Annotated in this window: 24 protein-coding genes; all 24 read right to left on the bottom strand. The window is 40.2% G+C overall.

Annotation, left to right across the window (positions count from 1 at the left end; translation table 11 throughout):
* Positions 1-256: 256 nt before the first annotated feature.
* Positions 257-4,555, bottom strand: coding sequence for a PolC-type DNA polymerase III (locus tag ACE1TI_RS02435; RefSeq protein WP_375005980.1), 4,299 nt, complete (start codon positions 4,553-4,555; stop codon positions 257-259).
* Positions 4,556-4,722: 167 nt separating this feature from the next.
* Entirely contained in the window at positions 4,723-6,435 is a 1,713-nt protein-coding gene (locus tag ACE1TI_RS02430) for a proline--tRNA ligase (RefSeq protein ID WP_375005979.1), read from the bottom strand.
* A 57-nt stretch (positions 6,436-6,492) separates the two neighbouring features.
* Complete coding sequence (rseP, locus tag ACE1TI_RS02425; protein WP_375005978.1) at positions 6,493-7,755, bottom strand: RIP metalloprotease RseP; 1,263 nt, start codon at positions 7,753-7,755, stop codon at positions 6,493-6,495.
* 13 nt (positions 7,756-7,768) lie between these two features.
* Entirely contained in the window at positions 7,769-8,917 is a 1,149-nt protein-coding gene (locus tag ACE1TI_RS02420; protein ID WP_375005977.1) for a 1-deoxy-D-xylulose-5-phosphate reductoisomerase, read from the bottom strand.
* Positions 8,918-8,963: 46 nt separating this feature from the next.
* Positions 8,964-9,764 carry a phosphatidate cytidylyltransferase gene (locus ACE1TI_RS02415; RefSeq protein ID WP_375005976.1) on the bottom strand — a complete coding sequence of 267 codons (801 nt, stop codon included), beginning with the start codon at positions 9,762-9,764 and terminating at the stop codon, positions 8,964-8,966.
* Between the two features lie 24 nt (positions 9,765-9,788).
* Entirely contained in the window at positions 9,789-10,553 is a 765-nt protein-coding gene (locus ACE1TI_RS02410) for an undecaprenyl pyrophosphate synthase (RefSeq protein ID WP_375005975.1), read from the bottom strand.
* A gap of 152 nt (positions 10,554-10,705) precedes the next feature.
* Complete coding sequence (frr, locus tag ACE1TI_RS02405; protein ID WP_375005974.1) at positions 10,706-11,263, bottom strand: ribosome recycling factor; 558 nt, start codon at positions 11,261-11,263, stop codon at positions 10,706-10,708.
* Complete coding sequence (gene pyrH, locus ACE1TI_RS02400; protein ID WP_375005973.1) at positions 11,263-11,982, bottom strand: UMP kinase; 720 nt, start codon at positions 11,980-11,982, stop codon at positions 11,263-11,265. The genes frr and pyrH overlap by 1 nt, the downstream gene beginning before the upstream one ends.
* A 316-nt stretch (positions 11,983-12,298) precedes the next feature.
* A complete protein-coding gene (tsf, locus tag ACE1TI_RS02395) occupies positions 12,299-13,180 on the bottom strand; it encodes a translation elongation factor Ts (RefSeq protein ID WP_375005972.1) in 882 nt (293 codons plus the stop codon).
* Between the two features lie 166 nt (positions 13,181-13,346).
* Positions 13,347-14,096, bottom strand: a complete 750-nt coding sequence (rpsB, locus tag ACE1TI_RS02390; protein ID WP_375005971.1) for a 30S ribosomal protein S2 — start codon at positions 14,094-14,096, stop codon at positions 13,347-13,349.
* A gap of 153 nt (positions 14,097-14,249) precedes the next feature.
* On the bottom strand, positions 14,250-14,765 hold the full coding sequence (locus ACE1TI_RS02385) for a DUF6115 domain-containing protein (RefSeq protein WP_375005970.1): 516 nt from the start codon (positions 14,763-14,765) through the stop codon (positions 14,250-14,252).
* A 53-nt stretch (positions 14,766-14,818) separates the two neighbouring features.
* Positions 14,819-14,986, bottom strand: a complete 168-nt coding sequence (locus ACE1TI_RS02380) for a hypothetical protein (protein ID WP_375005969.1) — start codon at positions 14,984-14,986, stop codon at positions 14,819-14,821.
* Between the two features lie 149 nt (positions 14,987-15,135).
* Positions 15,136-16,509: a flagellar assembly protein A gene (locus tag ACE1TI_RS02375; RefSeq protein WP_375005968.1), complete on the bottom strand. Its 1,374-nt coding sequence runs from the start codon at positions 16,507-16,509 to the stop codon at positions 15,136-15,138.
* A gap of 52 nt (positions 16,510-16,561) precedes the next feature.
* On the bottom strand, positions 16,562-17,332 hold the full coding sequence (locus tag ACE1TI_RS02370; protein WP_375005967.1) for a FliA/WhiG family RNA polymerase sigma factor: 771 nt from the start codon (positions 17,330-17,332) through the stop codon (positions 16,562-16,564).
* 13 nt (positions 17,333-17,345) lie between these two features.
* Positions 17,346-17,678 (bottom strand): hypothetical protein, encoded by a 333-nt coding sequence (locus ACE1TI_RS02365; protein WP_375005966.1) that lies wholly within the window; start codon positions 17,676-17,678, stop codon positions 17,346-17,348.
* On the bottom strand, positions 17,678-18,178 hold the full coding sequence (locus tag ACE1TI_RS02360; protein WP_375005965.1) for a chemotaxis protein CheD: 501 nt from the start codon (positions 18,176-18,178) through the stop codon (positions 17,678-17,680). Before ACE1TI_RS02360 ends, ACE1TI_RS02365 begins: the two co-directional genes overlap by 1 nt.
* Positions 18,175-18,807, bottom strand: coding sequence for a chemotaxis protein CheC (locus ACE1TI_RS02355; protein ID WP_375005964.1), 633 nt, complete (start codon positions 18,805-18,807; stop codon positions 18,175-18,177). The genes ACE1TI_RS02360 and ACE1TI_RS02355 overlap by 4 nt, the downstream gene beginning before the upstream one ends.
* Before the next feature lie 24 nt (positions 18,808-18,831).
* Positions 18,832-19,881 carry a protein-glutamate methylesterase/protein-glutamine glutaminase gene (locus tag ACE1TI_RS02350; protein ID WP_375005963.1) on the bottom strand — a complete coding sequence of 350 codons (1,050 nt, stop codon included), beginning with the start codon at positions 19,879-19,881 and terminating at the stop codon, positions 18,832-18,834.
* Positions 19,878-20,756 (bottom strand): MinD/ParA family protein, encoded by an 879-nt coding sequence (locus ACE1TI_RS02345; RefSeq protein ID WP_375005962.1) that lies wholly within the window; start codon positions 20,754-20,756, stop codon positions 19,878-19,880. Before ACE1TI_RS02345 ends, ACE1TI_RS02350 begins: the two co-directional genes overlap by 4 nt.
* Positions 20,749-21,888 carry a flagellar biosynthesis GTPase FlhF gene (gene flhF / locus ACE1TI_RS02340; protein WP_375005961.1) on the bottom strand — a complete coding sequence of 380 codons (1,140 nt, stop codon included), beginning with the start codon at positions 21,886-21,888 and terminating at the stop codon, positions 20,749-20,751. The genes ACE1TI_RS02345 and flhF overlap by 8 nt, the downstream gene beginning before the upstream one ends.
* Positions 21,885-23,921 carry a flagellar biosynthesis protein FlhA gene (gene flhA, locus ACE1TI_RS02335; protein WP_375005960.1) on the bottom strand — a complete coding sequence of 679 codons (2,037 nt, stop codon included), beginning with the start codon at positions 23,919-23,921 and terminating at the stop codon, positions 21,885-21,887. Before flhA ends, flhF begins: the two co-directional genes overlap by 4 nt.
* 30 nt (positions 23,922-23,951) lie before the next feature.
* On the bottom strand, positions 23,952-25,034 hold the full coding sequence (gene flhB / locus ACE1TI_RS02330) for a flagellar biosynthesis protein FlhB (protein ID WP_375005959.1): 1,083 nt from the start codon (positions 25,032-25,034) through the stop codon (positions 23,952-23,954).
* A gap of 1 nt (position 25,035) precedes the next feature.
* On the bottom strand, positions 25,036-25,815 hold the full coding sequence (gene fliR / locus ACE1TI_RS02325; protein WP_375005958.1) for a flagellar biosynthetic protein FliR: 780 nt from the start codon (positions 25,813-25,815) through the stop codon (positions 25,036-25,038).
* Positions 25,816-25,820: 5 nt separating this feature from the next.
* Positions 25,821-26,090: a flagellar biosynthesis protein FliQ gene (gene fliQ / locus ACE1TI_RS02320; protein ID WP_375005957.1), complete on the bottom strand. Its 270-nt coding sequence runs from the start codon at positions 26,088-26,090 to the stop codon at positions 25,821-25,823.
* Positions 26,091-26,094: the final 4 nt, after the last annotated feature.

Below are 26,094 nucleotides of genomic sequence, written 5' to 3'. Positions count from 1 at the left end.
CTTAATTGGACGCTGAGCTGTTCCCCTGCGCTATGTTTATCTTCTTACAACCATTACTTCTTTTCTTAGTATAGATCAAATTAAAATTTTCCATGTGTATAATCGATAAGGGTAAAAACAGTCCTATAAGTGCAAACGAAAGAGTGGGTAATAACCCACTCTTTGCCGGCCGTGCTTATTTGAGTATCCACAAAAAAGACTACCACACTCTGCCATAGAATGCAACAAACTTGCTTTCGTCAAAACACAACAGCTCTTAGAAAAGAGAGAGCTGATTAGAATCCGGCAATCCTTCGAGACAACCATGTAAATCTAAATGCTCAATGACTGTTTTCGTTGCTTTGCTCCGCTGCTGCAAATCTTCTTTAGATAAAAATTCGCCGTCTTCTCGTGCTTTTTCAATATTAATGGCTGCATTAGTCCCTACCCCGTCGAGAGCGTTAAACGGCGGGATTAAACTGTCTCCATCAACGACAAATTCTGTTGCTTTGGAACAGTATAAATCTACTTTTTGAAATGTAAAGCCTCTTTCACACATTTCAAGAGCTAGCTCTAATACCGTCACCAAACTTTTTTCTTTCGGTGAGGCATCCAGACCTTTCGCTTGAATCTCTTCAATTCTCGACCGGATAGAAGCCGCTCCTTTCACCATCGTTCCCAAATCAAAGTCATCAGCTCTAACGGTGAAATATGCAGCATAAAACAATATAGGATAATGTACTTTGAAATAAGCTATACGAACGGCCATCAACACATAAGCTGCAGCGTGAGCTTTCGGGAACATATATTTGATCTTTAAACACGATTCAATGTACCAATCCGGAACGCCGTGTTTTTTCATTTCTTCTACCCATTCTTCCTGCAGCCCTCTGCCTTTTCGAACAAATTCCATGATTTTAAAAGCCAGAGAGTGCTCTACTCCTTTATAAATGAGGTATACCATAATATCGTCACGGCAGCCGATCACATCTTTTAATTCACACGTCCCGCTTTGGATAAGTTCCTGGGCATTGCCAAGCCAAACATCGGCCCCGTGTGACAAACCGGAAATTTGAACAAGTTCAGAAAACGTACTTGGATTTGTCTCTTCCAGCATTTGCCGAACAAACCTGGTGCCGAATTCTGGTATGCCGTAAGTTCCTGTTTTACATAGGATCTGTTCTGGAGTGACGCCAAGAACTTCCGGTCCGCTGAATATTTTCATAACCTCTTCGTCATCGGTTGGTATTGTTTTTGGGTCGATCCCGCTCAGGTCTTGAAGCATACGAATAACAGTGGGGTCGTCGTGTCCTAGTATGTCCAGCTTTAATAAATTGTCATGAATGGAATGAAAGTCAAAATGCGTGGTTCTCCATTCTGATCCTTTATCATCAGCAGGGTACTGAATTGGACAGAAATCATGAATGTCATATTCGTCTGGTACAACAATGATTCCGCCGGGATGCTGTCCTGTAGTCCGCTTCACACCGGTGCACCCAGAGACAAGCCTATCTATTTCTGCACCGCGGTAATGAATGTCCAAATCGCTTTGATATCCTTTCACGAAACCATACGCTGTTTTATCAGCCACTGTACCTATAGTACCCGCACGATATACGCTGTCTTCTCCAAAAAGTTCTTTCGTATAGTTATGTGCAATTGGCTGATATTCTCCAGAAAAGTTCAAGTCAATATCCGGTACTTTGTCCCCTTTAAATCCAAGAAACGTTTCAAACGGAATATCTTGTCCGTCTTTCACATAAGGTGTTCCGCATTTTTCGCAATCCTTATCCGGCAGGTCAAACCCAGAACCTACAGAACCGTCATTAAAGAAATATGAATGCTGGCACGATGGGCAGACGTAATGAGGCGGCAGCGGATTTACTTCCGTAATTTCTGTCATCGTTGCTACAAACGATGACCCTACTGATCCTCGTGAACCTACCAGATAGCCGTCATCTAAGGATTTTTTTACGAGTTTCTGAGAGATTAAGTAAATGACAGCAAATCCATGCCCTATAATACTTTCCAACTCTTTTTCGAGCCTTTTTTCTACAATGTCCGGCAAGGGATCTCCGTAAATACTTTTAGCCATTCCGTAACTCATGTCGCGGATTTCCTGGTCGGATCCTTCAATATTTGGAGTATACAAATCTTCTGGTATAGGGTGTATTTCTTCAACGCGGTCAGCAAGCTCTCTGGAATTTTCAATAACTATTTTTCGAGCAGTTTCTGCTTCAAGAAATGAAAAACTCTCTAACATCTCATTTGTTGTTTTAAAATGAACTTGCGGCAGCGTTTGTTTATTTAATGGATTTGCTCCGCCCTGTGATGCAATTAAAATTTTACGGTAGATATGATCTTCAGGCTCTATATAATGGGCATTTCCAGTGGCAATGACTGGTTTTCCCAATTCCTCACCAAGTGCCGTGATTTTTTTAATAACGTCATATACGGCATCCTCGTTTCGAAGTAATTCTTTTTCGACGAGGTGGGCGTAATTATCAGGAGGCTGAACTTCTAGATAGTCATAAAACTCAGCCGCTTTCTTTGCCTCTTCTCCTGATTTTTGCATCATTGTCTCAAAGACTTCTCCTTTGTCACAGCCTGAGCCTACTAAAATACCTTTGCGGTGTTTTTGCAGTTTGGAACGCGGAATACGAGGCGTTCTGAAAAAATAATCAATATGAGACATAGAGACCAATTGATATAAATTTTTTAACCCTTCTTGGTTTTCAGCAATTAAAGTGCAATGAGACGGCCGGAGTCGGTGAAAATCACCCTGTCCCATATTTTTATTTAACTCAAAATGGTGGTTAATTCCTTTTTCGATCGCGTCTTTTACCATTTTCCACAACAAATAGCCTGTCGCCTCTGCATCGTAAATGGCCCGGTGGTGACTGACAAGTTCGATGTCAAACTTTTTACAAAGCGTATTTAGACGATGATTTTTTAATTGCGGATATAGAAAACGACCGAGTTCTAACGTATCGATTACTGGATTTTCCGCTGTATCCAGGCCTGCTTTCTTATATCCTTCATTTAAAAAACCCATATCAAAGCTGGCATTGTGAGCAACAAGTACAGCATCCCCTGTAAACTCCTTGAAATCTTTTAAAACCGCATCCACTTCAGGAGCACTTTCGAGCATATCATCGGTTATACCTGTCAGATCTATTATTGTATCTGACAACTTTTCATGTGGATTGGCAAAAGATTCAAATCGATCTACAATTTCTCCGTCTTTTACTTTTACTGCCGCTAACTCAATGATGGTATCGTAAACGACAGAAAGGCCGGTTGTTTCTACGTCAAATACAACATAAGTGTCATCATACAGGTTTCTATCTGCTTCATTATAAGCAATTGGTACACCATCATCTACGAGATTGGCTTCCATTCCGTACAGCACTTTCATTCCATGCTTTTGCGCCGCACTATAAGCTTCCGGAAAAGCTTGCACTACCCCATGATCTGTAATAGCTACAGCATCATGCCCCCATTCGGCTGCCTTTTCTACGTACTGAGAAGCCGTAACAGTGGCATCCATTTGGCTCATCACAGTATGGGCGTGCAGTTCCACCCTTTTTTCTTCTGCTTCATCCGTACGAACCTCCGGTTGAAGTTGAATGACGTCATTAGCAATCATTACAAGGTCGCGAACGAATGTATCGTTTTGAACTCCGCCGCGCACTTTCAGCCACATTCCTTTTTTCAAAGCTTCAAACTGCGGCACATCTTCTTTATCTCTAGAAAACATTTTCACCAATATAGAATCGGTATAATCGGTAATTTTAAATGTCAGCAGCGTTCTGCCGCTGCGTAATTCTTTTGTTTCAGCTTCAAAAACGTAGCCTTGAACAGTTATTCGTCTTTCTTCTTCTTGAATCGTTTCGAGCGGCACCGGTTCATCCTTTATTGGATAACCAATTTGCAGGGTTTTAACTTTATTTTCTTCCTGAGCCTGCTGCTCCTGCTTTTTCTTTTCCATCATCGCTTCTACTACTTTGGAGCGGTCTTCCTGCTTCTTTTTTTCCTCAAATTGGGCAATTTCTTCTGCAGACGTTTTCACTTCCGTTTCCATTTGACAAGGAGGAAACCCTAAGTCAGCCAGAATTCTATTTAAAGGTTCATGGAGTCTGCGCTCCAGTGCGGCGCCTTCTGCTTCATTTTTGCAAGCAATCGTTAACTTGTTCCCTGTAACAGAGGGAGCTGTTCCGTTTAATCGCTGCCTTACGTAAGGGGCAATACCCTCCAGCCTGCTAATAATAGATGGCCAATAAGAAGGGATTGCTGCAGGGGATAGTGCTTCATTTTCATACATAATAGAAAATTGCACAGAAGCAATTTGCTGAAACGCTCTGGAAATTCTTTCTTCCAACTGTACAAAAACTTCATATGGAAGAGGGGTTAACAACGTGAAGCGAAAATGCCATTTCTTTTCATCTTTCCATATTGTTAATTTATCAACTTTCCCCTCTTTAAAATGGTTGTCGATTACATCTTCTGGCATCATGATTTGTTGAAGGAGCAATTGAAATCTATCTCTTCTAATTTGGTTTTCCTCGGTGCTCATAATAAAGTCATCCTCCCCCATATTAAAAAACATATATGCCTGATACACCAGGCTTTAATAAGAGTACATTTTAGTACGGGATCTTATTTAAACATTAATTTAGTAACAAAAAGGCTGTTTTGAAAAGGCTCTGAAACGGAGCCTTGAAAACAGCCTTCTTGCATTTATCAAAATAATTCTTTTTCTAAGGAAGCTAAATAGGAAGGCAGGTCATCTACGTGAACTTCTTTCATGCTGCCATCTCTTCTCGTTTTTACCTCGACAATTCCTTCACCGGCTTTTTTACCGCAAGCTATTCGTACTGGAAGTCCAAACAAATCAGAATCCTTAAACTTCACGCCCGCCCGTTCTTTTCTATCATCGTAAAGCACATCATATCCTTCATTTTTCAGCTTTTCATATAATGCTTCACCGAGCTCGTACTGTTCTTCCTGTTTTGGATTCAACACTAACAAATGCAAATCAAACGGCGCAACAGCCTTTGGCCAAATTAATCCATTATCATCATGGTGCTGTTCCACAATCGCTGCAATGGTCCTGCTTACACCAATGCCGTAACATCCCATAATAATGGGCTGCGACCGGCCGTTCTCATCTAAATAAACAGCGCTGAGAGCTTCACTGTATTTTGTTCCTAATTTAAAAACGTGCCCGACTTCTATTCCCTTAGCAAACTGAATCGTCCCTTTGCCATCAGGAGACGGATCCCCTTCCTGCACTAATCTAAAATCCCCGTATGTCTCTACTTTAAAGTCGCGGTCCGGATGCACATTTTGGTAATGCTTGTCTACTAGATTTGCCCCGCATATTCCTTCTTTTACAGATTTCACGGCATAGTCACAAGCAATCGTAACTTCTTCCGGAGCGTTTACCGGTCCGATAAAACCTGCTTCTGTCCCCATAATGCGCCTGATGTCTTCTTCATCCGCTAATGCCACATTATCTGCTTCAAAAGCATTCGCTACTTTTATTTCATTAATCTCATGGTCGCCACGGCAAACAATCAATACAGGCTTTTCATCTACAAGAAAGAGAACTGATTTTAATAAGCTGCTGCTCTTAGTGTTTAATCCAGTCGTCAAATCTTCAATTGTTTTCATCTCTGGAGTATCTATCTCTTGTATGTTTTCAAACGGTGCTTCTGCTTTTTCGTACATATCCGGCAAATCAGCAATTTCAATATTGGCGGCATAATCAGAGGCATCAGAGTAAGCGATTGTGTCTTCACCAACATCAGAAAGCACCATAAACTCATGGGTGCCGCCTTTTCCGCCAATTGCCCCTGCATCAGCTTTTACAGCTCGAAAATCTAAACCACAACGTTTAAATATGTTTGTGTACGCTTCATACATAGCTTTGTAATTTTTATCAAGTCCGTCTTTATCTGTATCAAAAGAATAAGCATCTTTCATTATAAATTCACGAGAGCGAAGCACACCAAATCTTGGCCGGCGTTCATCCCGATATTTTGTTTGAATTTGATACAAATTCATAGGCAACTTTTTATAGGAAGTTACTTCATCGCGAACAAGACTGGTGATAACTTCTTCGTGAGTGGCCCCAAGAACAAAATCTCTTTCATGCCTGTCCTTCAGCCGCATAAGCTCTGGTCCGTAATCATCCAGCCGCCCTGATTCTTCCCACAATTCTGCGGGCTGAATAGCAGGCATTAATAATTCCTGGCCGCCAGCTCTGTCCATTTCCTCGCGAATAATTTGTTCGACTTTACGCAGTACTTTACATCCCAATGGAAGATAAGAATATATCCCTGAGGCAGTCTGACGAATAAGACCAGCTCTAAGCATCAGCTGATGACTTGGTATATCCGCCCCCTGGGGAACCTCTCTCATAGTAGGACTAAAAAATAATTGCTGTCTCATAAACGAAGAACCCTCTTTCTAAAATTATTACGACAAAAAAATTTGATGGAATAGCACCTACATAAAGAATTTATTAATATCATTCCAGGTGACCACCAGCATCAACAAAAAGAGCAGGGCAAACCCAATAAAATGGATCATTCCTTCTTTTTGAGGATCAATTGGTTTCCCTCGCACTGCTTCTGCAAAAATAAATAACAGCCTTCCTCCATCTAGTGCAGGCAGCGGAAGTAAATTCACAATCCCCAGATTGACACTTAGCATGGCCGCCCATTGAATAAGCACTGCCATACCGAGTGAGGCTGCTTCTCCAGTGTAATTATAAATGCCGACAGGGCCGGATAAATAATCTAGAGAAAATTCACCTGTCACAATCATTCCTAACACATCAAAAATAAGCATGCTCACTTGATAAACTTGAGCCGCACCATATTGGACAGCTTCAAGAGGAGAGTGTGCCATTACACTTGCCACACCAATTATACCAACTTCCTGTTCAGCCATTTCATCATATCTTGAGCCAGTTTCAACAGGAACGGTTACCGTGTCACCATTTCTCACTACTTCGAATGTAATTTCTTCATTGGGGTGTTCTCGAATAGCAGTTGTCATTTCTTCCCAGCTGCTTACTTCTTCTCCTTCTATCGACCTGACTTCATCGCCTTCTTCAAGTCCAGCTTCTCTGGCCGGGCTGTCTTCTGTGAACTCACCTAACACCGCATCATCTTGAGGGACACCGCTAATTAATCCAAAACCCACAAGGATAACAAAAGCCAGCGCAAAATTCATAAACGGTCCTGCAAAAATAGCAACTGCTTTCTGCCATGGCTTTTTCGAGCCATATTGGCGGTTTAGAGGCGCGATTTGTTCAGGCTTTTCATCAACAATCAAATCACATTTTTCATCCACATGAAACGTTTGCAGGCCATCTTCATCGTCTGTATAAGCTTCAATCTGTAAGCGATCTTCGAGATCTATACGTTCCACAGACACTATTTTAGCTTCTGGATGCTTTGATTTGTTATTTACTATAATTTCCCGGATTTTATTATGATGGTTAAAAACAAGCCCCACTTCGTAACCTGGCTTTATCTGCACCACTTCCGGGTCTTCCCCGGCCATGCGGACAAAACCGCCCAGAGGGAGGAGCCGTATAGTATAGACAGTTTCATTTTTCTTTGTGGAGAAGATTTTCGGTCCGAAACCAATAGCAAATTCACGGCAAAGAATTCCTGCTTTCTTAGCAAAGTACAAATGTCCCCATTCATGAACAGCTACCAGTACACCGAATATAATAATAATCGCAATTAATGTATCCACGTTTTTCCCACCTTCATCCTATTCGAGAGCTAACATAAGCCCTTGTTTCCTTATCTACTTCTAAAATAGTATCAAGGGCCGGGCTGTTTATTACTTGATGACGTTCTAATGCTTCTTCGATATGTTTTTCAATTGCTAAAAACGTTATTTTCCCATCTAAAAAATGTTTCACTGCTTCTTCATTAGCAGCATTCAGAACTGTCGGCAGCGTCCCGCCTTTACGCCCTGCTTCATAAGCATAGCTTAAACACCGGTAACGGTCAAAGTCAGGCTTGTCAAAATGAAGTTTTCCTATTTTCCATAAGTTTAACCTGTTCGTATCTCTTAATTCAAGCCTTTCCGGATAAGACATTGCATACTGAATGGGAACTCTCATATCCGGGGTGCCAAGCTGAGCAAGAACGCTTTTATCACGATATTCGACTAACGAATGAATAATGCTCTCTTTATGAAGAAGAACCTCAATATCATCATAAGGAATATTAAATAGCCAATGTGCCTCAATGAGCTCAAAGCCTTTGTTCATCATTGTCGCTGAATCAATCGTAATTTTTGCTCCCATATCCCAATTTGGGTGATTTAGAGCATCTTCTACAGATACACCTTTCAGCTGCTCACGCGTTCGGTCTCTAAAACTTCCTCCTGAAGCGGTCACAATCAGCTTTTCTACTTCTTCCAAACGATTCCCTTCCAAACTCTGAAAGATCGCCGAATGTTCACTGTCTACGGGCAATAGATTTACGTTATATGTTTTTGCTTTTTCCGTTACTAAATGACCAGCAGTTACTAAAGTTTCTTTATTGGCAATACCGATATCTAAACCCGCTTCTATTGCCTGCATCGTCGGTTCAAGGCCAAGACTGCCAACTAAAGCATTCATCAAAAAATCGGCCTCCTGCACGACAGCAGCTTCAATCAAACCTTCTTTACCATAAAACACCTTCACATTTTCTCCGACCTGCTGTTTGATCTTCTCTGCATCTTCTTTACGTTCTATAGCTACTATACGCGGTTGAAATTCTAACACTTGTTCAACCACGAGATCGACGTTTCTGCCTGCTGCAAGAGAAATGAGAGAAAAGTGGTCTGGAAGCTGCCTGATAACGTCAAGCGTCTGGGTGCCAATCGAGCCGGTCGAGCCAATTAATGCAATCTTTTTCATGGATACGCTCCTTCAAATGTATAGGTTATCGTGTTTTGTTTTCATCTTAGCCAAAAAAGTGTAAAAAGTGTAAGATCGGCATCACAAAGATTAAACTATCAAACCGATCAAGAACTCCTCCATGGCCTGGAAGAACATTGCCTGAATCTTTCACAGCATAATGTCGTTTCAATGCCGATTCAACTAGATCCCCAAGCTGTCCAAATACCGATGTAACAATGATAAAAGCAGCCAGGGTATAAAGCGAAGAAAAAACAGGGAAAAACGAATGAAACAGCACGCCGACAATAGCAGCAGCAATAATTCCTCCGATAAACCCTTCAACCGTTTTTTTAGGGCTGATATGTGGAGATAACTTGCGCCTGCCCCATTTTTTTCCAACAAAAAAAGCTCCTGAGTCCGTTGCCCAAATAATAAATAATATTAAAAATACCATGATGAGTCCGATATCTTCTAAATTTCTGGCTGATATTAAATGATAAAATCCATATCCAATATAAACAGAAGATAAGATAACAAACCCTGCTTCATCAAATGTAAAAGTATTTTTCGTCACGACTGTTAAAGCTAAAAGCAATAAAATCATCATTAAGAATAGTTCCACTTTTGATACATGCAAAAGAAGCGGAATATCAATCCAAGCTGCAGGCACAAGTAAAATCCACATATTTATTAAACTAATGATTCCCATAAATGATAAAGGCTTTATTTGTTTCATCTTAAGCAGCTCATACATTGCTATAGAAGCTACAGCGGCAATAGCTAGAGTGAAGACAGTATCTCCGATAATAACTATGCTTAATAATGCAATAGCACCAATGATGCCTGTGATTAGTCGCTGTTTCATCTTGTATCCTCCAATTTATACGCCTTATACGCCGCCGTAACGTCTTTTACGCTGTTGAAAGGTATGAATAGCCTCTATTAAATCTTTATCCTTAAAATCAGGCCATAATACTTCTGTGAACCAAAATTCACTGTAGGCAAGCTGCCAAAGCATAAAATTACTAAGACGTATTTCTCCGCTTGTGCGTATTAACAAGTCGGGGTCTGGAAGTCCATTGCTTAAAAGGCGTTTAGAAACCATTTCTTCATCAATATCTTCGGGATTAATGCTGCCGGATGCAATGTCTTCTCCAGTCTTTTTCATCATTTGTACTAATTCATGCCTGCTTCCGTAATTTAAGGCAAAATTTAATAATAGCCCTGTATTATCACTAGTTTCTTCGACTGCTTTTCTAACAGCTTGGACTGTATGAGAAGGAAGAAGGGATTCATCACCCATAATTCTCACTTTAACGTTATTTTTTTGCAGTTTCGGTAATTCTTTTGATAAAAATCTTTCCGGAAGTTTCATCAAAAAATCAACTTCTGTTTTTGGCCGCTTCCAATTTTCTGTTGAAAAAGCATACAGTGTTAAATACTTAACTCCTAGTTCATCTGCTTTTTCCACTACCTTATTAATCACTTTCATGCCTTCCCTGTGTCCGGCGATTCTAGGCAGTCCTTTATTTTTTGCCCAGCGTCCATTACCATCCATAATAATAGCTATATGTGTTGGTATATTATGCGGATCTAACGGTGTATTGTTGTTTTCACTATTTACATCTTCAGTATGAAAAAATCGATCAATCATAACTGGGCACCAGCCTTTATTAATGTCTCACGTTTCTATGTATGTGCAGCATACAAAAGCAATGCTGCATTCTCATTCTTTTACGGTGCAAAAAAACCCTCCTGACTAAGAAGAGGGTTTATCAGCATGCTCTCATTGTAACGTGATTTGCATTAAACTTCCATAATTTCTTGCTCTTTATCTTCAGCTGCTTTGTCAACGGCATTAATATGTTTGTCCGTTACTTTTTGAACTTCATCCTGGTATCTGCGGAGTTCATCTTCTGTAATTTCGCCCTCTTTTTGCTGTTTTTTCAATTCATCATTAGCATCGCGGCGGATATTTCGTATAGCAACACGGGCATCTTCAGCATACTTTTTAACCAGTTTGCTTAATTCTTTTCTACGCTCCTCCGTCAATGACGGAATATTAATACGAATAACATCCCCATCATTATTTGGTGATAAACCAAGATCTGCTTTTTGTATACCTTTTTCAATGTCACCAATAGAGGATTTGTCAAATGGAGTAACAATGAGAAGTCTTGCTTCTGGAACAGAAATAGTAGCTAGCTGGTTTAAAGGCGTGTCCGCACCATAGTAATTAACCATTACCTTGTCGAGCATAGATGGATTGGCACGACCTGCTCTCAATGTAGCCAGCTCTCTGTAAAGGGCATCTACAGATTTCCCCATTTTTTCATTTGCTTCTTGAATTTTTTCTTTCGCCATTATTCATTCCCCCTGACTACGGTTCCAATATCTTCTCCTAGAACCGCTTTTTTAATATTTCCTTCTTCCATAATAGAGAAAACCAGCAGCGGAATATTGTTATCCATGCATAAAGTAGAAGCTGTAGAGTCCATCACTCCCAATCCGCCGTTTAATAAATCTAAATACGTTAATTCTTGGTATTTTTTGGCGTTGGCATCAACAGATGGATCCGCATCATACACACCATCCACTTTATTTTTCGCCATTAAGATTACTTCTGCTTCTATTTCCGCCGCACGAAGTGCTGCAGTGGTATCTGTAGAAAAGTATGGATTTCCTGTACCAGCGGCAAAAATAACGACGCGTTTTTTTTCGAGGTGCCGGATGGCTTTGCGGCGTATGTAAGGTTCTGCAACCTGTCTCATTTCAATCGATGTCTGTACTCTCGTTTCCACATCATTGTCTTCTAAACTGTCTTGCAGAGCCAAAGAATTCATTACTGTTGCAAGCATCCCCATGTAATCTGCTGTTGCCCGGTCCATCCCTTTCGAACTTCCTGCCATACCGCGCCAAATATTGCCTCCTCCGACAACTACAGCTACTTCTACATCTAATTTTACAATTTCTTTTATCTGTGAGGCAATGGATTGGATAACATCCGGGTCAATACCATATCCTTGCTGTCCTGCTAATGCCTCTCCGCTTAATTTTAATACTACCCTGTTATATTTACCCATGTTCAACCCCCGTTTTCCTTAAGCGCAACGCTCATGGTTAACACTTCAACCAATGTGATGCTTTCCAGACACTATGTTGCTTGTTTAATCGCCAACTTCTAGATTGAATACGGTTGACTTTTCGATAAGCTTATCAGTTCCCGGCGCTATGAAAAAGAGGGGCTGCTTTTGCAAAACCCAAAGCAGTCCCTTTTCATGCACAAAGAAGGGGCCAAGGCAGTCCTTCTCAATAGAAGTGGGAGCCTGATGCTGCCACCAGACCGCCGCTGTATATCATTTGAGACAGCTATGCCTTCAAGCCCCTGTCATGTGTTTTTTATTTTTTCACTTGTGACATAACTTCTTCAGCGAAGTTGTCTTCTCGTTTTTCCATTCCTTCTCCTACTTCATAACGAATGAAGGTTTTAACAGCAGCACCTTTGCTTTTTACATATTTATCAACTTTTTGATCAGAATCTTTTACGAATTCTTGATCAAGCAGGCAAATTTGTTCAAAAAATTTATTTAAGCGGCCTTCTACCATTTTTTCTACAATGTTTTCAGGCTTTCCTTCATTTAGAGCTTGCTGTTTCAACACTTCACGTTCTCTTTCTGTTTCTTCAGCTGGTACTTCGTCGCGGGAAACGTAGCTTGGATTGATAGCTGCAACGTGCATTGCAATATCTTTTGCTACATCTTCATCTGTTGTGCCGTCTAATACAGTAAGAACACCAATACGGCCGCCCATGTGCAAGTAAGCACCAAACGCTGCATTATCGTCTTTTTGGACAACTTCAAAACGGCGAAGAGAGATCTTTTCACCAATTTTAGCAATTTGGTCATTAATATAACCTTCAAGCGTCGTACCGTTTTCAATCTCACCAGAAAGAGCGGTTTCAACATCTGCTGGTTCCTTTGCAAGCAAATAACCTGCGATTTTTTGTACGAGGTTTTGAAAGTTTTCATTTTTAGCAACGAAGTCTGTTTCTGCGTTTACTTCTACAATTACTGCTTTGTTTCCTTCGTTTGTTACATAAGTAAGACCTTCAGCTGCTACGCGGTCAGCTTTTTTAGCTGCTTTAGAGATTCCTTTTTCGCGAAGGTAATTCACTGCTTCTTCCATGTTACCATCCGTTTCTGTTAATGCTTTTTTGCAGTCCATCATACCTGCGCCTGTTTTTTCACGAAGTTCTTTTACCATACTAGCCGAAATTGCCATGAAATATTCCTCCTCCAATTGTTATAAGGTTGCTTTGTACCGTTTTAACTTTTCAAAACTATTTTACTTATGCAAGGAAAAAGGGTGACAAAGGGCATGCCCCTTTTATCACCCTTTTATGGTTAAGCATATAGCTGCCTGCTCATAAGCAGGGATGTTGTGAAGATTAGGAAAGGGTTTCTTCTTCCTTCTCTTCTGTTTCTTCTTTAGGCTCCTCAGCAACAGTTTCTTCTGCTCCTTGAGTAGCTTCGATAACAGCGTCTGCCATTTTAGAAGTAAGCAGGCGTACAGCGCGAATAGCGTCATCGTTACCAGGAATCACTTTATCAATTTCATCAGGATCACAGTTTGTGTCCACAATAGAAATGATTGGAATGTTCAATTTATGAGCTTCCGCCACCGCGATACGCTCTTTACGAGGGTCGATGATGAAAATAGCGTCCGGAAGTTCATTCATTTCTTTAATACCGCCGAGAAATTTCTCGAGACGATCCATTTCTTTTTTCAAAAGCATTACTTCTTTTTTAGGAAGAACGTCAAACGTTCCATCTTCCTGCATTTTCTCAATATCTTTTAAACGCGCAATACGTTTGCGGATGGTCGCAAAGTTTGTAAGCGTTCCGCCGAGCCAGCGCTGGTTAATGTAATACATTCCAGAACGCAAAGCTTCTTCACGTACAGAATCCTGCGCTTGCTTTTTTGTTCCGACAAACAAAATTTTGCCGCCGTCCGCAGCGAGATCGCGGACATACTTGTATGCTTCTTCTACTTTCTTAACCGTTTTTTGCAAGTCGATGATGTAAATGCCGTTTCTTTCTGTGAAGATATAACGGCTCATTTTCGGGTTCCAACGGCGAGTTTGATGACCGAAGTGAACCCCTGCTTCTAGCAGTTGTTTCATGGAAATAACAGCCATGTTTTATTCCTCCTTAGGTTTTTTTCCTCCGCCTGCTTCATATTCAAGCAAAAACCTCTCACTGGGCACCGCTTGCTTAAATCAGCCAGGCGTGTGTAATAACACCGTGGATTAATATACCATACGACAAAACCCAACGCAAGATTGTTGTCGTTATTTATTATAAAATTTTAAAAGTAAATCGACTTCGCCTTTTCCCATATTCAGTTTTTTTGCTATTTCATCTCTCCTGTATCCTTGAGAAGCTAGCGATAACACTTGTGCTTGAGTTGATTGCTCTATCTTTTCTTTTCCCTTTTCCGGCACGGGAGGTACGTATTCTTCCGGCCTGGGAGGAGATGAAGAGATATATTCTTTTTTTGATGGCTTTTGACCGTTATCTTCTGCCTGCAGATCAGCTTGGGAGGTCAGGTTTGTTTGCTCAGCAAAAGGATTGCGGTCTGAGTCAACCCCAAAAGAGCTGCTTTTATCCAAAAGACTCTTTAGCTCCTCGTTTTCTTTTTTTATATCTTTCGTATAGCTTTCTAAAAGTTCCTCCATATCTTCTCGCATTCCATAGAGATCACGCCGTTCTTCTTTCAATCTTTGCTGCTGATGAAAAAATAGGATCAGCAGAAAAAACGTAAGCAAATGAAAAGCCATACTGATGATTAACAAAAAAATCGTCATATTTAATTCCTACCCTGTTATGTCAACTTTTTTTCTTTTATAAGGATGATCTATTATTTTTTCTTCTTCTGCGCTTTTGATTTTTTTCTGCTAAAAGTAAAATATGCTCCTTTTTTTGACTGTCCGTGCTTTTGTTTTTCAAATTGGTTTTTACTGCTTTCTTCTTTATTTGAAACCTGGGTTCGTTTCTTTTCGTGATCTTTCTCTTGTTCTGAAGCCATTTTATCTTGTGCCGCCTGCTCCCGCTGCTGAAGCTGTTCTGAATTTTGCCGGCATCCTGAGTTCTTGGAATCCCAACCTGCAATTCAACCGCTTTCCAACTCATCAGTTTGCCTCCTATTCTGGGTCGAAGCTTATTAAATAGTCTATACTATCTCAAGATGATTTCTCCTGCTTCAAAGAGAATATTTATACTCGAATAGGTAGTGTTTATTTTTCTGCGGTATTTACCAAAATGACAATCAACATTGGGGTGAAGCTTATCTTCAATGACAACTTTCCCGTTATTTTCCTGTTGAAGGACCCCCTGCATTTCTTCTAATTCCTCAGCAGCATCTTTAGCTTTTTCTTTCCAGGCCTTTAGCGTATTTCTAGCCCTTAGCTTCATTACCGTTTCTTTAGGTGATAAAGATTCTTCGTGTTCTTCTTTTTTCTCCAACGCTTTTATAAGCTGATTTATTTTTTGACTTTCTTCTTTTGCTTCTATTAATGTACTTTCATATTCACGCTGCTTTTTTAACAAGTTATGGGGAAGCCCGATGAAAAAAGAGGTGGGCGTATTCATTACATTCCCGGCTTCTTTTACTTCAATAGAAGTAACAGCTGATATTTTACCACCTATAACCTGCCCTTTGCTTTGATTGCAATAAATGCTTCCTCCTGCTTCACAATCACTATGCATAATGGCTTGTTTCACAGTGATGCTTCCGCCTGCTTGTACTTTTGCTTCGTTTAAATAGGTTGTTTCAACATCTTTCCCTGCTTTTATGTACCCTTTATTTTGAGCTGTTACTCCTGCAGCAATAAATATTGAACCTTCCGCTTCAAGGGTGGCGCCTTCTACGGTTCCTTGTACATTAATATCTCCTTTTGCCTTCACTTCAAAGCCGGCAGGTATATTGCCGCGGACCTTCACATTTCCGGTGAAATCTATGTTTCCCGTTTTCATATCAAGGTCGCCGTTTATTTCATACAAGGGATACACATGAATGGTCTTTTTTTGAACACTGACTTGGCCAGAGGAAACCGCATAGATAGAGCTGCCTTTAATTCTTGTATTCTTTCCCGGCCGAAGGACAAAATCATGGCCGTCTTTTGCACTTACCTTCTCATTATCTACTGTTCTTCCATACGTTCCTTTTTCGGCTGCTGCTTTCACTCCAACAAGATCGCCTTGTTCAACCATCGGAATATTAAATACGTTTTTTAAATTCACTGTTCCATTTGACTCATTTATTGGTGTATTCTCTCTTTGCAATGCGGGTTTAATATAGGCCGGTGCCCCATCTTTTGCTGGAATGCCTCTGGCAATTTCAAGTGGAAAATCAACAGAAGCCGGATCATTCACCAGTGCTTCTATATTTTCTTCAATCTGCCCAAAGGTCACTCCTTCCTCTTTTAAAAAAACTTCCCATTCTTCACGAGGCCAAATCGTATCCTCTTTAAGAGGAGCTGCAACCATAACAGCAGCTGAGAGCTTATCTTCTGAAATTCTAACTTTAAAAAAGTCTTGTACCCTCATCATATCATGCCTTCTTTGTCACAAAATAAACTGCAGTAAAGGATAGATATAGAATTTAGTCCTTCCATCGCTTTTGAAGGGCCTGCTTCAAACGAAAAAGAGCTTTAGAATGAATTTGAGATATACGGGACGTGGAAAGACTCATAATCTCTCCGATTTCTGTTAATGTCATCTCATCTTGATAAAATAAACCGATGACCGTTTTTTCTTTTTCCGATAAGTCCTGAATAACATCAGCAAGTTCATGCAGTGCAGCGGACTTGACTAATGTTTCTTCCGGGGAAGGAGAAGCTCTGTCTTCAATCGACGCTCTATAGGTTTCTTCTCGTTCGCCTTCCGGTGTTTCTTCATCAATAGACAGGGTATTTGCAAAAAAGCTCTCTGCTGTAATTTTTCTTACTTCATCTCCGGTCATGTTTAAAACCCTGCCTACTTCTTCTTCTGACACATAACGGCTATATTCCTGTTCAAGATTCTCCATTGTTTCCTCTACTTTTTTTGCTTTTTCTCTTAAAGATCTGGGCATCCAGTCTTCTTGACGCAAGCCATCAATGATGGCTCCGCGGATGCGGAATGAGGCATATGTATCGAACTTCAAATCCCTGGCGAAATCAAATTTTTTCATAGCATCATATAATCCTGCTAACCCATGACTGATCAATTCTTCTTTCGCTACATTTTTAGGAAGCCCTGATCCAATTCGCTGCACATGGTAATGAACAAGCGGCATATAGGCTTCCACCAATTGATCAGCAGCATCTTCATCACCATCTTTCATCCATTTATCCCATATTTCTTGATGAGCGTGCGTTGTTGAACGTGACATAATGAGCCTCCTTTCATTCGTTCAGTTTTTCTTTAATTAGACGAGAAGCTGTTTCGATGTCTTCTTCTGAGAGAGCACTGTTGTTTTGTATTTCCTCTGGTTCTCTGCTCTCCTTTTCTTCAGAGTTGTCGATGTCCATTTCTGGTTTGTTTTTTTCCTCTGTTTCAGCTTGAATTTTTTTTAGCATATACCGAAACAAAAAGGTAATGATAAAGAACGTTAAGCCAGCAAACCCTGCTCTTATCAATGATGTGGTTAATAGATTTACTTGAAAAGATAATAGAAAAAAGATTAAAAATCCTATGAAAGCTGTTAAAACATTGGTTTTCCACGTATCAAATTTCATTAAATCACGGCCTCTCCTTGATTGACCGTACGTATATGAAGAGTTTGCAGGTCTGGATCAAATTCAATCGTCCTTCCTTTGTTTCCGCCTGTGTCTTCTGCGGTAACCGTTATGTGATAGTTCTGCAGGATACTTTTTACTGCTTCGGCATTTCTTGGGCCAATTCTCATAATATCGTTAATGGAAGAGAAGGAGAACATTTGGGCACCTCCTGCTATTTTTGCTTTGATATTTTGAAGAGTACAGCCTTTTTTCTGTAAAAGAGATAAGGCATCGCTTAAAGCTGTATCTGCAAACTTTGCTCGATTAATGTCTTTATTTTGCGCCATCGTTGAATCAGGCAGCATAATATGAGCCAAGGCTGCATGTTTTTTTCTCACATCATAAATAACAACACCGACACAAGAGCCAAGCCCGGAAGTACGAATAATATCTGGTGGCTGTACTTCTTTCCAATCAGCCATTCCTACTTTGACTACCTTCTTTTCTCCAAGCTTCATAACAGTTCTACTCCTAAGGCTTTAAAAATTTTCTCAAATGCAAGAGGATCAGGCAGAAGAAAAAACTGGCCTGTTGAGGACATGGATGTATTTTCCGCTTCCTCCATAACGGTATCAATAACGATGGCGTAATCTCCAGCTTGAGAAATTTCAACTAATCCTGCGCTCATTAGTGCTCCTGCCATATCCACAGCCAATGAAGGGACAGAAGGCTGCATATTAATCGATGTAAAATCAGATAGAGCAGACAAATAGGAACCAGCAAGAATATTTCCTAATTCCTGCAAAGCAGAAGCAGCTATTTCATCAAATGATTCCCCTGCAATATCTACTTCTTTGCCTGTAAGATAATAAGATAATTCTTCTGCTTCTTCTTTTTGCAATATCAGAAACATGCTGCCGGGAGCTTCACCTGTTATGCGAAGAAACGTACCTGCCACTACGGTTTCTTCCCCTCCTGCTAACGCTTGCATTTCCTGAAAACCAGCAACTCGGACAGAAGGCACTTTCATATCTATTTTTTTGTTTAATAACTGTGATAACGCAGTGGCTGCGTTTCCAGCTCCGATGTTTCCCGCTTCTTTTAGTACATCTAGATGAAACGGTTTTATTTGTTGAACAACGTCCATTTCTCTCCCGCCTTTACATGTATTTTACTTATTGCAAAATGATTGATTTAAAAATGGAGCAATTTCATGAAGGTCTAAAATATAGTCGGCTCCTGCCGTTTCTGCTGCTGCTTTTGGCATTCCATAAACGATGGCTGTATTTTGTGATTCTGTCAAAGCAACGCAGGACTGTCTTTTTTTCATTTCTACTAATCCTTTAGCACCGTCACTGCCCATCCCAGTCATAATGAGAGCAGCTCCACTATAATCCTCTAACTCTGCTAATGAAGAAAAAAGCACATCTACAGAAGGACGATGGCTATTTTGCGGAGGAGCACTTGTCACTTCAGTAATAAGAGACCGGCCCATTTTTCTTACAGTTAAATGCTTTCCTCCTGGAGCAATGTAAGCTTTTCCTTTTTTAACAATTTCACCATCGTCTGCTTCTTTTATTGTTATATTGCTTAATTGATCAAGTCGATCTGCTAATGAACGAGTAAAAGCTGGGGGCATATGTTGAACAATAAAAATCGGTGCTGGAAAATCTGCTTTTAGATGCGGAAGAACTTTCTGCAATGCTTTAGGTCCTCCTGTAGATGTCCCGATAGCTAAAAAATTTTTATCTCCAGACTTATATTGCAGCGTTTCTTGTAAAGATGAGTGCTGCCTGATTTTGTTCGAGGCAATATGAGCACTTATGTTTACATTCGCAGCTGCTTTAATCTTATAAACTAGTTCATTTTTGACGAGGTGCAAATCTAAGGAGATCGCCCCTGAAGGTTTGGCAACAAAATCCACCGCTCCTTCTTCCATGGCCTGAATGGTCTGTTTGGCACCTTCTTGTGTTAAAGAACTAACCATTACCACCGGATAAGGATGCTCTGACATAATTTTTCTTAACGCTTCTAACCCATTCATTTCAGGCATTTCAATATCAAGAGTAATAACATCATAGCTGCGGTGTTTTAATTTTAGTAAGGCGTCTTTTCCGTTGCGAGCAATATCTTTTACCTTCATATTAGATTGTTCATTAATAAAATCAGATAGGAGCTTCCTCATAAAGGCGGAATCATCTACGACTAATACATCAATCACTTCCCAGCCCCCTTTTTCAAAAAGCCTTTAATCTGATTTAAAAAATGGCGGTATGCTGGTTTCTCATCAACGTTATTCTTTCCTAAATACGCCTTTGCACAAGTTTTTATAGCCTGAGAAGCCGGGGAAGCAGGATATTTTAGGCTGAACGGAGTTTGCTTTTTTACGGCCTTTAACACTTGCTTGTCATACGGTACACTTCCAAGAACAGCTAACTCTTTCCCTAAAAAACGCATTGCTGCTCTTTTGAGGTTCTCTGCTGTCTGCTGTCCTTCTTTTTTTGATTCCGTCCGATTAACAAGGATGGAGCCCGGCAATGACGGCTCTTTGGAATAAATGTATTTCACCATCGCATACGCATCAGTAATAGAAGTAGGTTCAGGGGTTGTAATAATAATTGTTTCATTAGAAGATAAAATAAAATTTAAACTGTCATCACTTGCACCTGCACCCATATCAAAAATAATGTAATCAAAATACCCATCTAAAAGACTCATTTGCTGCGAAAAGCGTTCTTGTTTCGCAGCTGTCATTTCAAAAATGTTAGTTAAGCCTGATCCTCCTGCCACCAATTGGATGCCCCCCGGTCCTTCTTCCATAATGTCCCAAATAGTGCGGTCTTGTTCAATGACATCCACTATATGAGAGGAAGGCGACATTCCCATTAAAATATCAATGTTTGCCATCCCAATATCAAGATCAAATAATAATACTTTTTTTTCTAGTTCTGCCAGAGAAAGGGAGAAACTTAAAGAAATGTTTGATTTCCCTACTCCGCCCTTTCCGCTGATAACTGAAATGACTTTCGTATTTCTGGCCGTGCCTTCATTTTTATGCTCCATCACTCTTCTTAAATGCTGAGCTTGGTCATACATGGCCATCCCCCTCTACAATCCAGTCTGTGATTTTCTCTGGTTCAGCCGCTTCCATATCATCAGGAACACTTTGACCATGGGTAATATAGGCAGCCCCCTTATGTGTCTCAGCCATCATATTGACCATCGCTCCAACATAAGATGTTTCATCTTTTTTGGTGAAAATAAACTTATCGATTGGAATAAGGGAAAACTGCTCATAAATATGCTTCATATCTTTATATTTTGATGTTAGAGCTAATACAAGATATGTAGACATATCTTCATCAAAGTCAATTAATTTTCGCAGCTCTTTTACATAAGCAGGATTTCTGAAATTACGCCCTGCTGAATCCACAAGTATAAAATCTTTATCTCGGAATCTTTCTTTTGCTGTCTGAAAATCGTCTAAAGAATAAGCTACCTCAATAGGAACATCCAATATTTTGGCATAAGTTTTCAGCTGTTCTACTGCGCCGATGCGGTATGTATCCGTAGTTATAAAAGCGACAGAATTTTTTTGTTCTAAATGATAATAAGCTGCAATTTTTGCAATAGTTGTTGTCTTGCCTACACCGGTTGGGCCTACTAGATTAATAATCTTTTTTGTTTGATGAGACGGACCGCATTTAACTTGCTGTAATAGTCTCTTAAGAAAAGCTTTCGTCCATTCCTTCACCAAATAGTTATCAGGGTTATCGGTACGGTACCACTCAGACAATAAATCTTTTATTAGTTGGTATCTAACATTTTCATTTATTTCCTGTTCTTTCAATGCGTTGTCCATCGCCTGAACAGGAGCAGGATAACCCTCTTTGCTAGCTATCGTTTCTTGATTTTGCAACGAAGCGATCATTTGTTTTAATTCCTGAACTTCCTGTTTTAAATCTTCTTTTGGCTTTAATGGCGAAGAACTAGGATGTTCTTGAGACCACGTATTATCTGGACGATAATGCTTAGGGTTTTTTGCTGGTGATCGCGTTGTATCATCCATTGCTGCAATAACCTCTATACTTTTCTTTTTAAAAAAGCCGAAAACACCGCCAGAATTTACGTTTTTAGAGTTTAAGATAACTGCCTCTTCACCTAATTCTGTTCTAATTTTTTTCATAGCTTCCGGCATATCTTTAGCAGTAAATTTTTTTACTTTCATTCTGCATTCACCACTCCCACGCTTTGGACTTCCACATTCGGCTCAAGCTCATTGTAAGACAGCACAGGAACTTGCGGAAAAAACCGTTCAATCATCTGATGGATATACATTCTCACCGCTGGTGAACAGAGCAGTATAGGTGATTGTCCCATTTCTGTTAGCCTTTCTGCTTCTTTACCGATTTTTTCTACTAAGGACTGAGAGTCCTCCGGATTCATTGCTAAATAATTGCCGTGCTCTGTTTGCTGTACAGCGTCAGCTATTTTCTTCTCTGCATTGCCGCTCATCGTTACGACATATAATGGTTCTCCAGGGGAAGAATACTGCTTTGTAATCTGTCTTGATTGAGCTTGACGTACATACTCCGTAATCAGGGTCATGTCTTTTGTTAAAGGACCATATTCAGCCAGCGTCTCAAAAATAGTCGGCAAATTTCGAATGGATACCTTTTCTTTTAAAAGGTTCGATAATACTTTTTGAATATCTCCCAATCCAAGCGGATTCGGGGTGACTTCTTCCACGAGGGTCGGATAGCTTTCTTTTAAATGATCAACAAGCTGCTTCGTTTCTTCCCGGCCAAGGAGTTCATGAGCGTTTGCTTTTATAATTTCGGTTAAATGAGTAGAGACAACAGACGGAGGATCTACCACCGTATAGCCCACAAGCTCTGCCTGCTCTTTCATTTCTTCTCCAATCCACAAAGCCGGCAAGCCAAAGGCAGGTTCCGTTGTTTCAATACCGGTTATATTTTCATCTTCTACACCAGGACTCATTGCCATATAATGATCAAGCAGTAATTCACCGGCAGCTACTTCATTTCCCCTCATTTTAATGACATACTCATTTGGCTGCAGCTGAATGTTATCTCGTATACGGATGACCGGGACCACCATCCCCATTTCAAGAGCAAGCTGACGTCTGATCATGACAACTCTGTCAAGCAGGTCACCGCCCTGATTTGCATCAGCTAATGGAATCAATCCGTAGCCAAACTCAAATTCTATCGGATCTATCGTTAACAAATTAACCACATTTTCAGGCGATTTCATATCATCTTCTTCCAATTCTTCTTCGGGCTCTTTTTCTTCGCGTACTGCTTTTTGTTCCGCTTGTTTAAGGACATACCCTATTAATACAAGTGCAGCTGCTATAGCAGTTGTTAACAAAATCTGAATAGGCGTAAAAACACCGAGCAGAAAAATAACTCCTGCTGCAACAAAAATCATCGTCGGATAAGCAAAAAGCTGTTTGGTTACGTCATGACCGAGGTTGCCTTCTGATGCTGCCCGGGTAACGACAATCCCTGTTGCCGTTGAGACGAGTAAGGCAGGTATTTGACTGACAAGGCCGTCACCGACTGTGAGCAGAGTGTATGTATTCGCTGCCTCTCCAACCCCCATGCCATGTTCTACCATTCCGATCACAAGGCCAAAAATCATATTTATAATGACGATAACAATTCCTGCTATCGCATCCCCTTTTACAAACTTACTAGCGCCGTCCATAGAACCATAAAAATCAGCTTCTTGTTCAATTTTTTCGCGTCGTCCTTTTGCTTCCTGCTCTGATATCATGCCGGCATTTAAATCCGCATCAATACTCATTTGCTTACCGGGCATGGCGTCTAATGTAAAACGCGCCCCAACTTCAGAAACACGTTCAGCACCTTTTACAATAACGACAAATTGAATAATAATTAAAATTAAAAATACGACAAAACCGACTAATGCACTGCCGCCAATAACAAAATTACCAAAGGTGTCAATAACATTGCCTGCTTCGGCATTTCCTAGAATGGACCGAGTAGTCGAAACATTAAGACCTAAACGAAACAAGGTAACAAGCAAAAGCAATGTTGGAAAAATCGAAAATTCCAAAGGCTCTTTGGTGTTCATCGAAACTAAAATGATAACAAGAGCAAGAGAAATATTAATAATAATCAAAATATCCAGCATCACCGTTGGCAGCGGTATAATAAGCATAATAACGATTAAGATAACACCTAGTAATACAGAAAACTCTCTTGCTCCCATAAATAATACTCCTTTTATTTCTTCCTATTTTCATATAAGTTCATTTTTTAACCGGTAGACATAAGCGAGTACTTCGGCTACTGCTTTAAATAACTCTTCCGGTACTTCGTCCCCTAAATCTGTCTGCTGATACAGAGCTCTAGCCAGTGGTTTATTTTCAACCATGATCACATCGTTGTTTTTTGCAATGGTCTTCATCCGAAGAGCAATGAAATCTGCTCCTTTGGCCGTAATTTTAGGGGCTGCCATTTTTTCTTCTTCGTATGTAAGAGCAATCGCAAAATGCGTAGGATTTGTAATGACTACATCTGCTTTTGGCACTTCCTGCATCATGCGCTGCATCGCCATATCCATTTGTTTTTTTCGGCGTTTGGACTTAATGAGAGGATCGCCTTCCATTTTTTTGTGTTCATCTTTTACATCCTGCTTGGACATCCGGATTTGTTTTTCATGATCGTACCTTTGATAGATATAATCCGGGATAGACAAAAAAAGGAGAAGAAGTGCCACCGACACCCCGATAATCCCGGTCAGTCTTGCTATTTGTCCAAAACCATCTGACACGCTTTTTTGAGATAAAAACATTAATGAGTCCAAGCTCAGCCAAATGATCGTGAAGACAAGCACGCCAACAAAAGATATTTTTAACATCGATTTCAGGAATTCTACCAGTGCTCTTAAAGAAAAAATTCGTTTAAACCCGCTTAAAGGGTTGATCTTTTCCAATTTAAATTTGATGGCTTCAGGAGTAAACATAAAGCCGACCTGGAGCATAGAAGCCCCCATACCGACCACCAGTGCCACAAGCATAATCGGAAGTATCACGATAGCCGTTTCCATGCTTAGTTGTTTAAAAATGGCAGGAATCGTGCTCTCATTGATATCCCATTGTATATATTCTTGAAAAACATGCTCCATCATAGTAAATATGTGAGTTCCTAGTACACCAGCGTAGAGAAACATAAACAGAAAGATTGCCAGCAATATCAGCGCCGTATTAACATCTGTGCTCTTTGGCACCTGTCCTTTCTTTCGCGTTTCCTGTTTCTTTTTTGGTGTAGCTTTTTCCGTTTTTTCCTGAGCAAAAAACTGGAGGTTTAATCTAAGCTTCATATTATGCTCCTCCAAGCATTTCCATTAACGTACGCATGGCCGTGAACATTTCATCAAAAAGCCGGTCCGCTGCCATGAAAAAAGCCGGCATAGTAATGGCTAAAATCGGCAGTCCGGCAAATATTTTAAGTGGAAGACCGACAACAAATATATTCATTTGCGGAACTGCTCTCGACATCATGCCAAGAGCTACATCCACAAGAAAAAGAGAGCCTATAATCGGAAAACTCATTTGAAAAGCTATCATAAACATTGTGCTAAAAGAGGTAAGGATATGATATGCAACTGCCTCTTCCCCAAAAGGGAGTGCAAGCTGATCTAATGGAATAAATTCGTAACTATAATAAATCCCGTCCAAAATGAGATGATGGCCATCTACCGCCAGCAAAAACAGTAATGTAAAATTGTACAAATACCCGCCCATAAGAGGACTTTGGGCTCCTGTTTGCGGATCAATCACGTTTGCCATTAAAAAACCAAAAGCAATATCTAAAAACATACCAGCCACTTGCACCGCATAAATGATCATTCCTGCTAAAAGACCAATGCTTAGGCCTACAAGCAATTCTTTAAAAATTAATAAAATATAAGTGCTGTCTACTTCCATGTCTGGCGTTTCAATCGTAAAAACAATAATAAATGCAAAAAAAACACCAAGTCCTACTTTAAAAGAAGCAGGTATTGTCCGATAGGAAAAGAGAGGCATGCTAGTAAAAAACGCCAGTACCCTGATTAAAACCAGTAAGAATACTGGTAATTGGTTCATCCATTCTAAAGTCATCATTACTACCCTATAAATTCATGAAGATTATTTAATATCTGATACGTAAAATTAATAAGCTGAGATAACATCCATGGCCCAAAAATAACTAATGAAGCAAGCACTCCTAATATTTTCGGTATAAACGCAAGTGTCTGTTCCTGGATTTGGGTGGTTGCTTGAAAAATGGCTACACCAAACCCGAGCACGAGCGCAACAACAAGAAGAGGCCCCGCTACAAAAAAGACGGTCCACACCCCATTTTCTGCCAGATTAATGACTGTTTCTGCTGTCATTTAT

It is taken from the genome of Alteribacillus sp. JSM 102045 (genome assembly GCF_041949975.1).
Lineage (GTDB): Bacteria > Bacillota > Bacilli > Bacillales > Marinococcaceae > Alteribacillus.
Note: the sequence above shows the minus strand (reverse complement) of the source record. Positions and strands in the feature narration are given on the sequence as shown.

Coding starts and splice junctions, on each gene's coding strand:
- ACE1TI_RS02435 (WP_375005980.1), bottom strand. CDS start 4,555: ATGAGCACCGAGGAAAACCAAATTAGAAGAGATAGATTTCAATTGCTC.
- ACE1TI_RS02430 (WP_375005979.1), bottom strand. CDS start 6,435: ATGAGACAGCAATTATTTTTTAGTCCTACTATGAGAGAGGTTCCCCAG.
- ACE1TI_RS02420 (WP_375005977.1), bottom strand. CDS start 8,917: ATGAAAAAGATTGCATTAATTGGCTCGACCGGCTCGATTGGCACCCAG.
- ACE1TI_RS02415 (WP_375005976.1), bottom strand. CDS start 9,764: ATGAAACAGCGACTAATCACAGGCATCATTGGTGCTATTGCATTATTA.
- ACE1TI_RS02410 (WP_375005975.1), bottom strand. CDS start 10,553: ATGATTGATCGATTTTTTCATACTGAAGATGTAAATAGTGAAAACAAC.
- frr (WP_375005974.1), bottom strand. CDS start 11,263: ATGGCGAAAGAAAAAATTCAAGAAGCAAATGAAAAAATGGGGAAATCT.
- pyrH (WP_375005973.1), bottom strand. CDS start 11,982: ATGGGTAAATATAACAGGGTAGTATTAAAATTAAGCGGAGAGGCATTA.
- tsf (WP_375005972.1), bottom strand. CDS start 13,180: ATGGCAATTTCGGCTAGTATGGTAAAAGAACTTCGTGAAAAAACAGGC.
- rpsB (WP_375005971.1), bottom strand. CDS start 14,096: ATGGCTGTTATTTCCATGAAACAACTGCTAGAAGCAGGGGTTCACTTC.
- ACE1TI_RS02385 (WP_375005970.1), bottom strand. CDS start 14,765: ATGACGATTTTTTTGTTAATCATCAGTATGGCTTTTCATTTGCTTACG.
- ACE1TI_RS02380 (WP_375005969.1), bottom strand. CDS start 14,986: ATGGCTTCAGAACAAGAGAAAGATCACGAAAAGAAACGAACCCAGGTT.
- ACE1TI_RS02375 (WP_375005968.1), bottom strand. CDS start 16,509: ATGATGAGGGTACAAGACTTTTTTAAAGTTAGAATTTCAGAAGATAAG.
- ACE1TI_RS02370 (WP_375005967.1), bottom strand. CDS start 17,332: ATGTCACGTTCAACAACGCACGCTCATCAAGAAATATGGGATAAATGG.
- ACE1TI_RS02365 (WP_375005966.1), bottom strand. CDS start 17,678: ATGAAATTTGATACGTGGAAAACCAATGTTTTAACAGCTTTCATAGGA.
- ACE1TI_RS02360 (WP_375005965.1), bottom strand. CDS start 18,178: ATGAAGCTTGGAGAAAAGAAGGTAGTCAAAGTAGGAATGGCTGATTGG.
- ACE1TI_RS02355 (WP_375005964.1), bottom strand. CDS start 18,807: ATGGACGTTGTTCAACAAATAAAACCGTTTCATCTAGATGTACTAAAA.
- ACE1TI_RS02345 (WP_375005962.1), bottom strand. CDS start 20,756: ATGTATGACCAAGCTCAGCATTTAAGAAGAGTGATGGAGCATAAAAAT.
- flhF (WP_375005961.1), bottom strand. CDS start 21,888: ATGAAAGTAAAAAAATTTACTGCTAAAGATATGCCGGAAGCTATGAAA.
- flhA (WP_375005960.1), bottom strand. CDS start 23,921: ATGGGAGCAAGAGAGTTTTCTGTATTACTAGGTGTTATCTTAATCGTT.
- flhB (WP_375005959.1), bottom strand. CDS start 25,034: ATGAAGCTTAGATTAAACCTCCAGTTTTTTGCTCAGGAAAAAACGGAA.
- fliR (WP_375005958.1), bottom strand. CDS start 25,815: ATGACTTTAGAATGGATGAACCAATTACCAGTATTCTTACTGGTTTTA.
- fliQ (WP_375005957.1), bottom strand. CDS start 26,090: ATGACAGCAGAAACAGTCATTAATCTGGCAGAAAATGGGGTGTGGACC.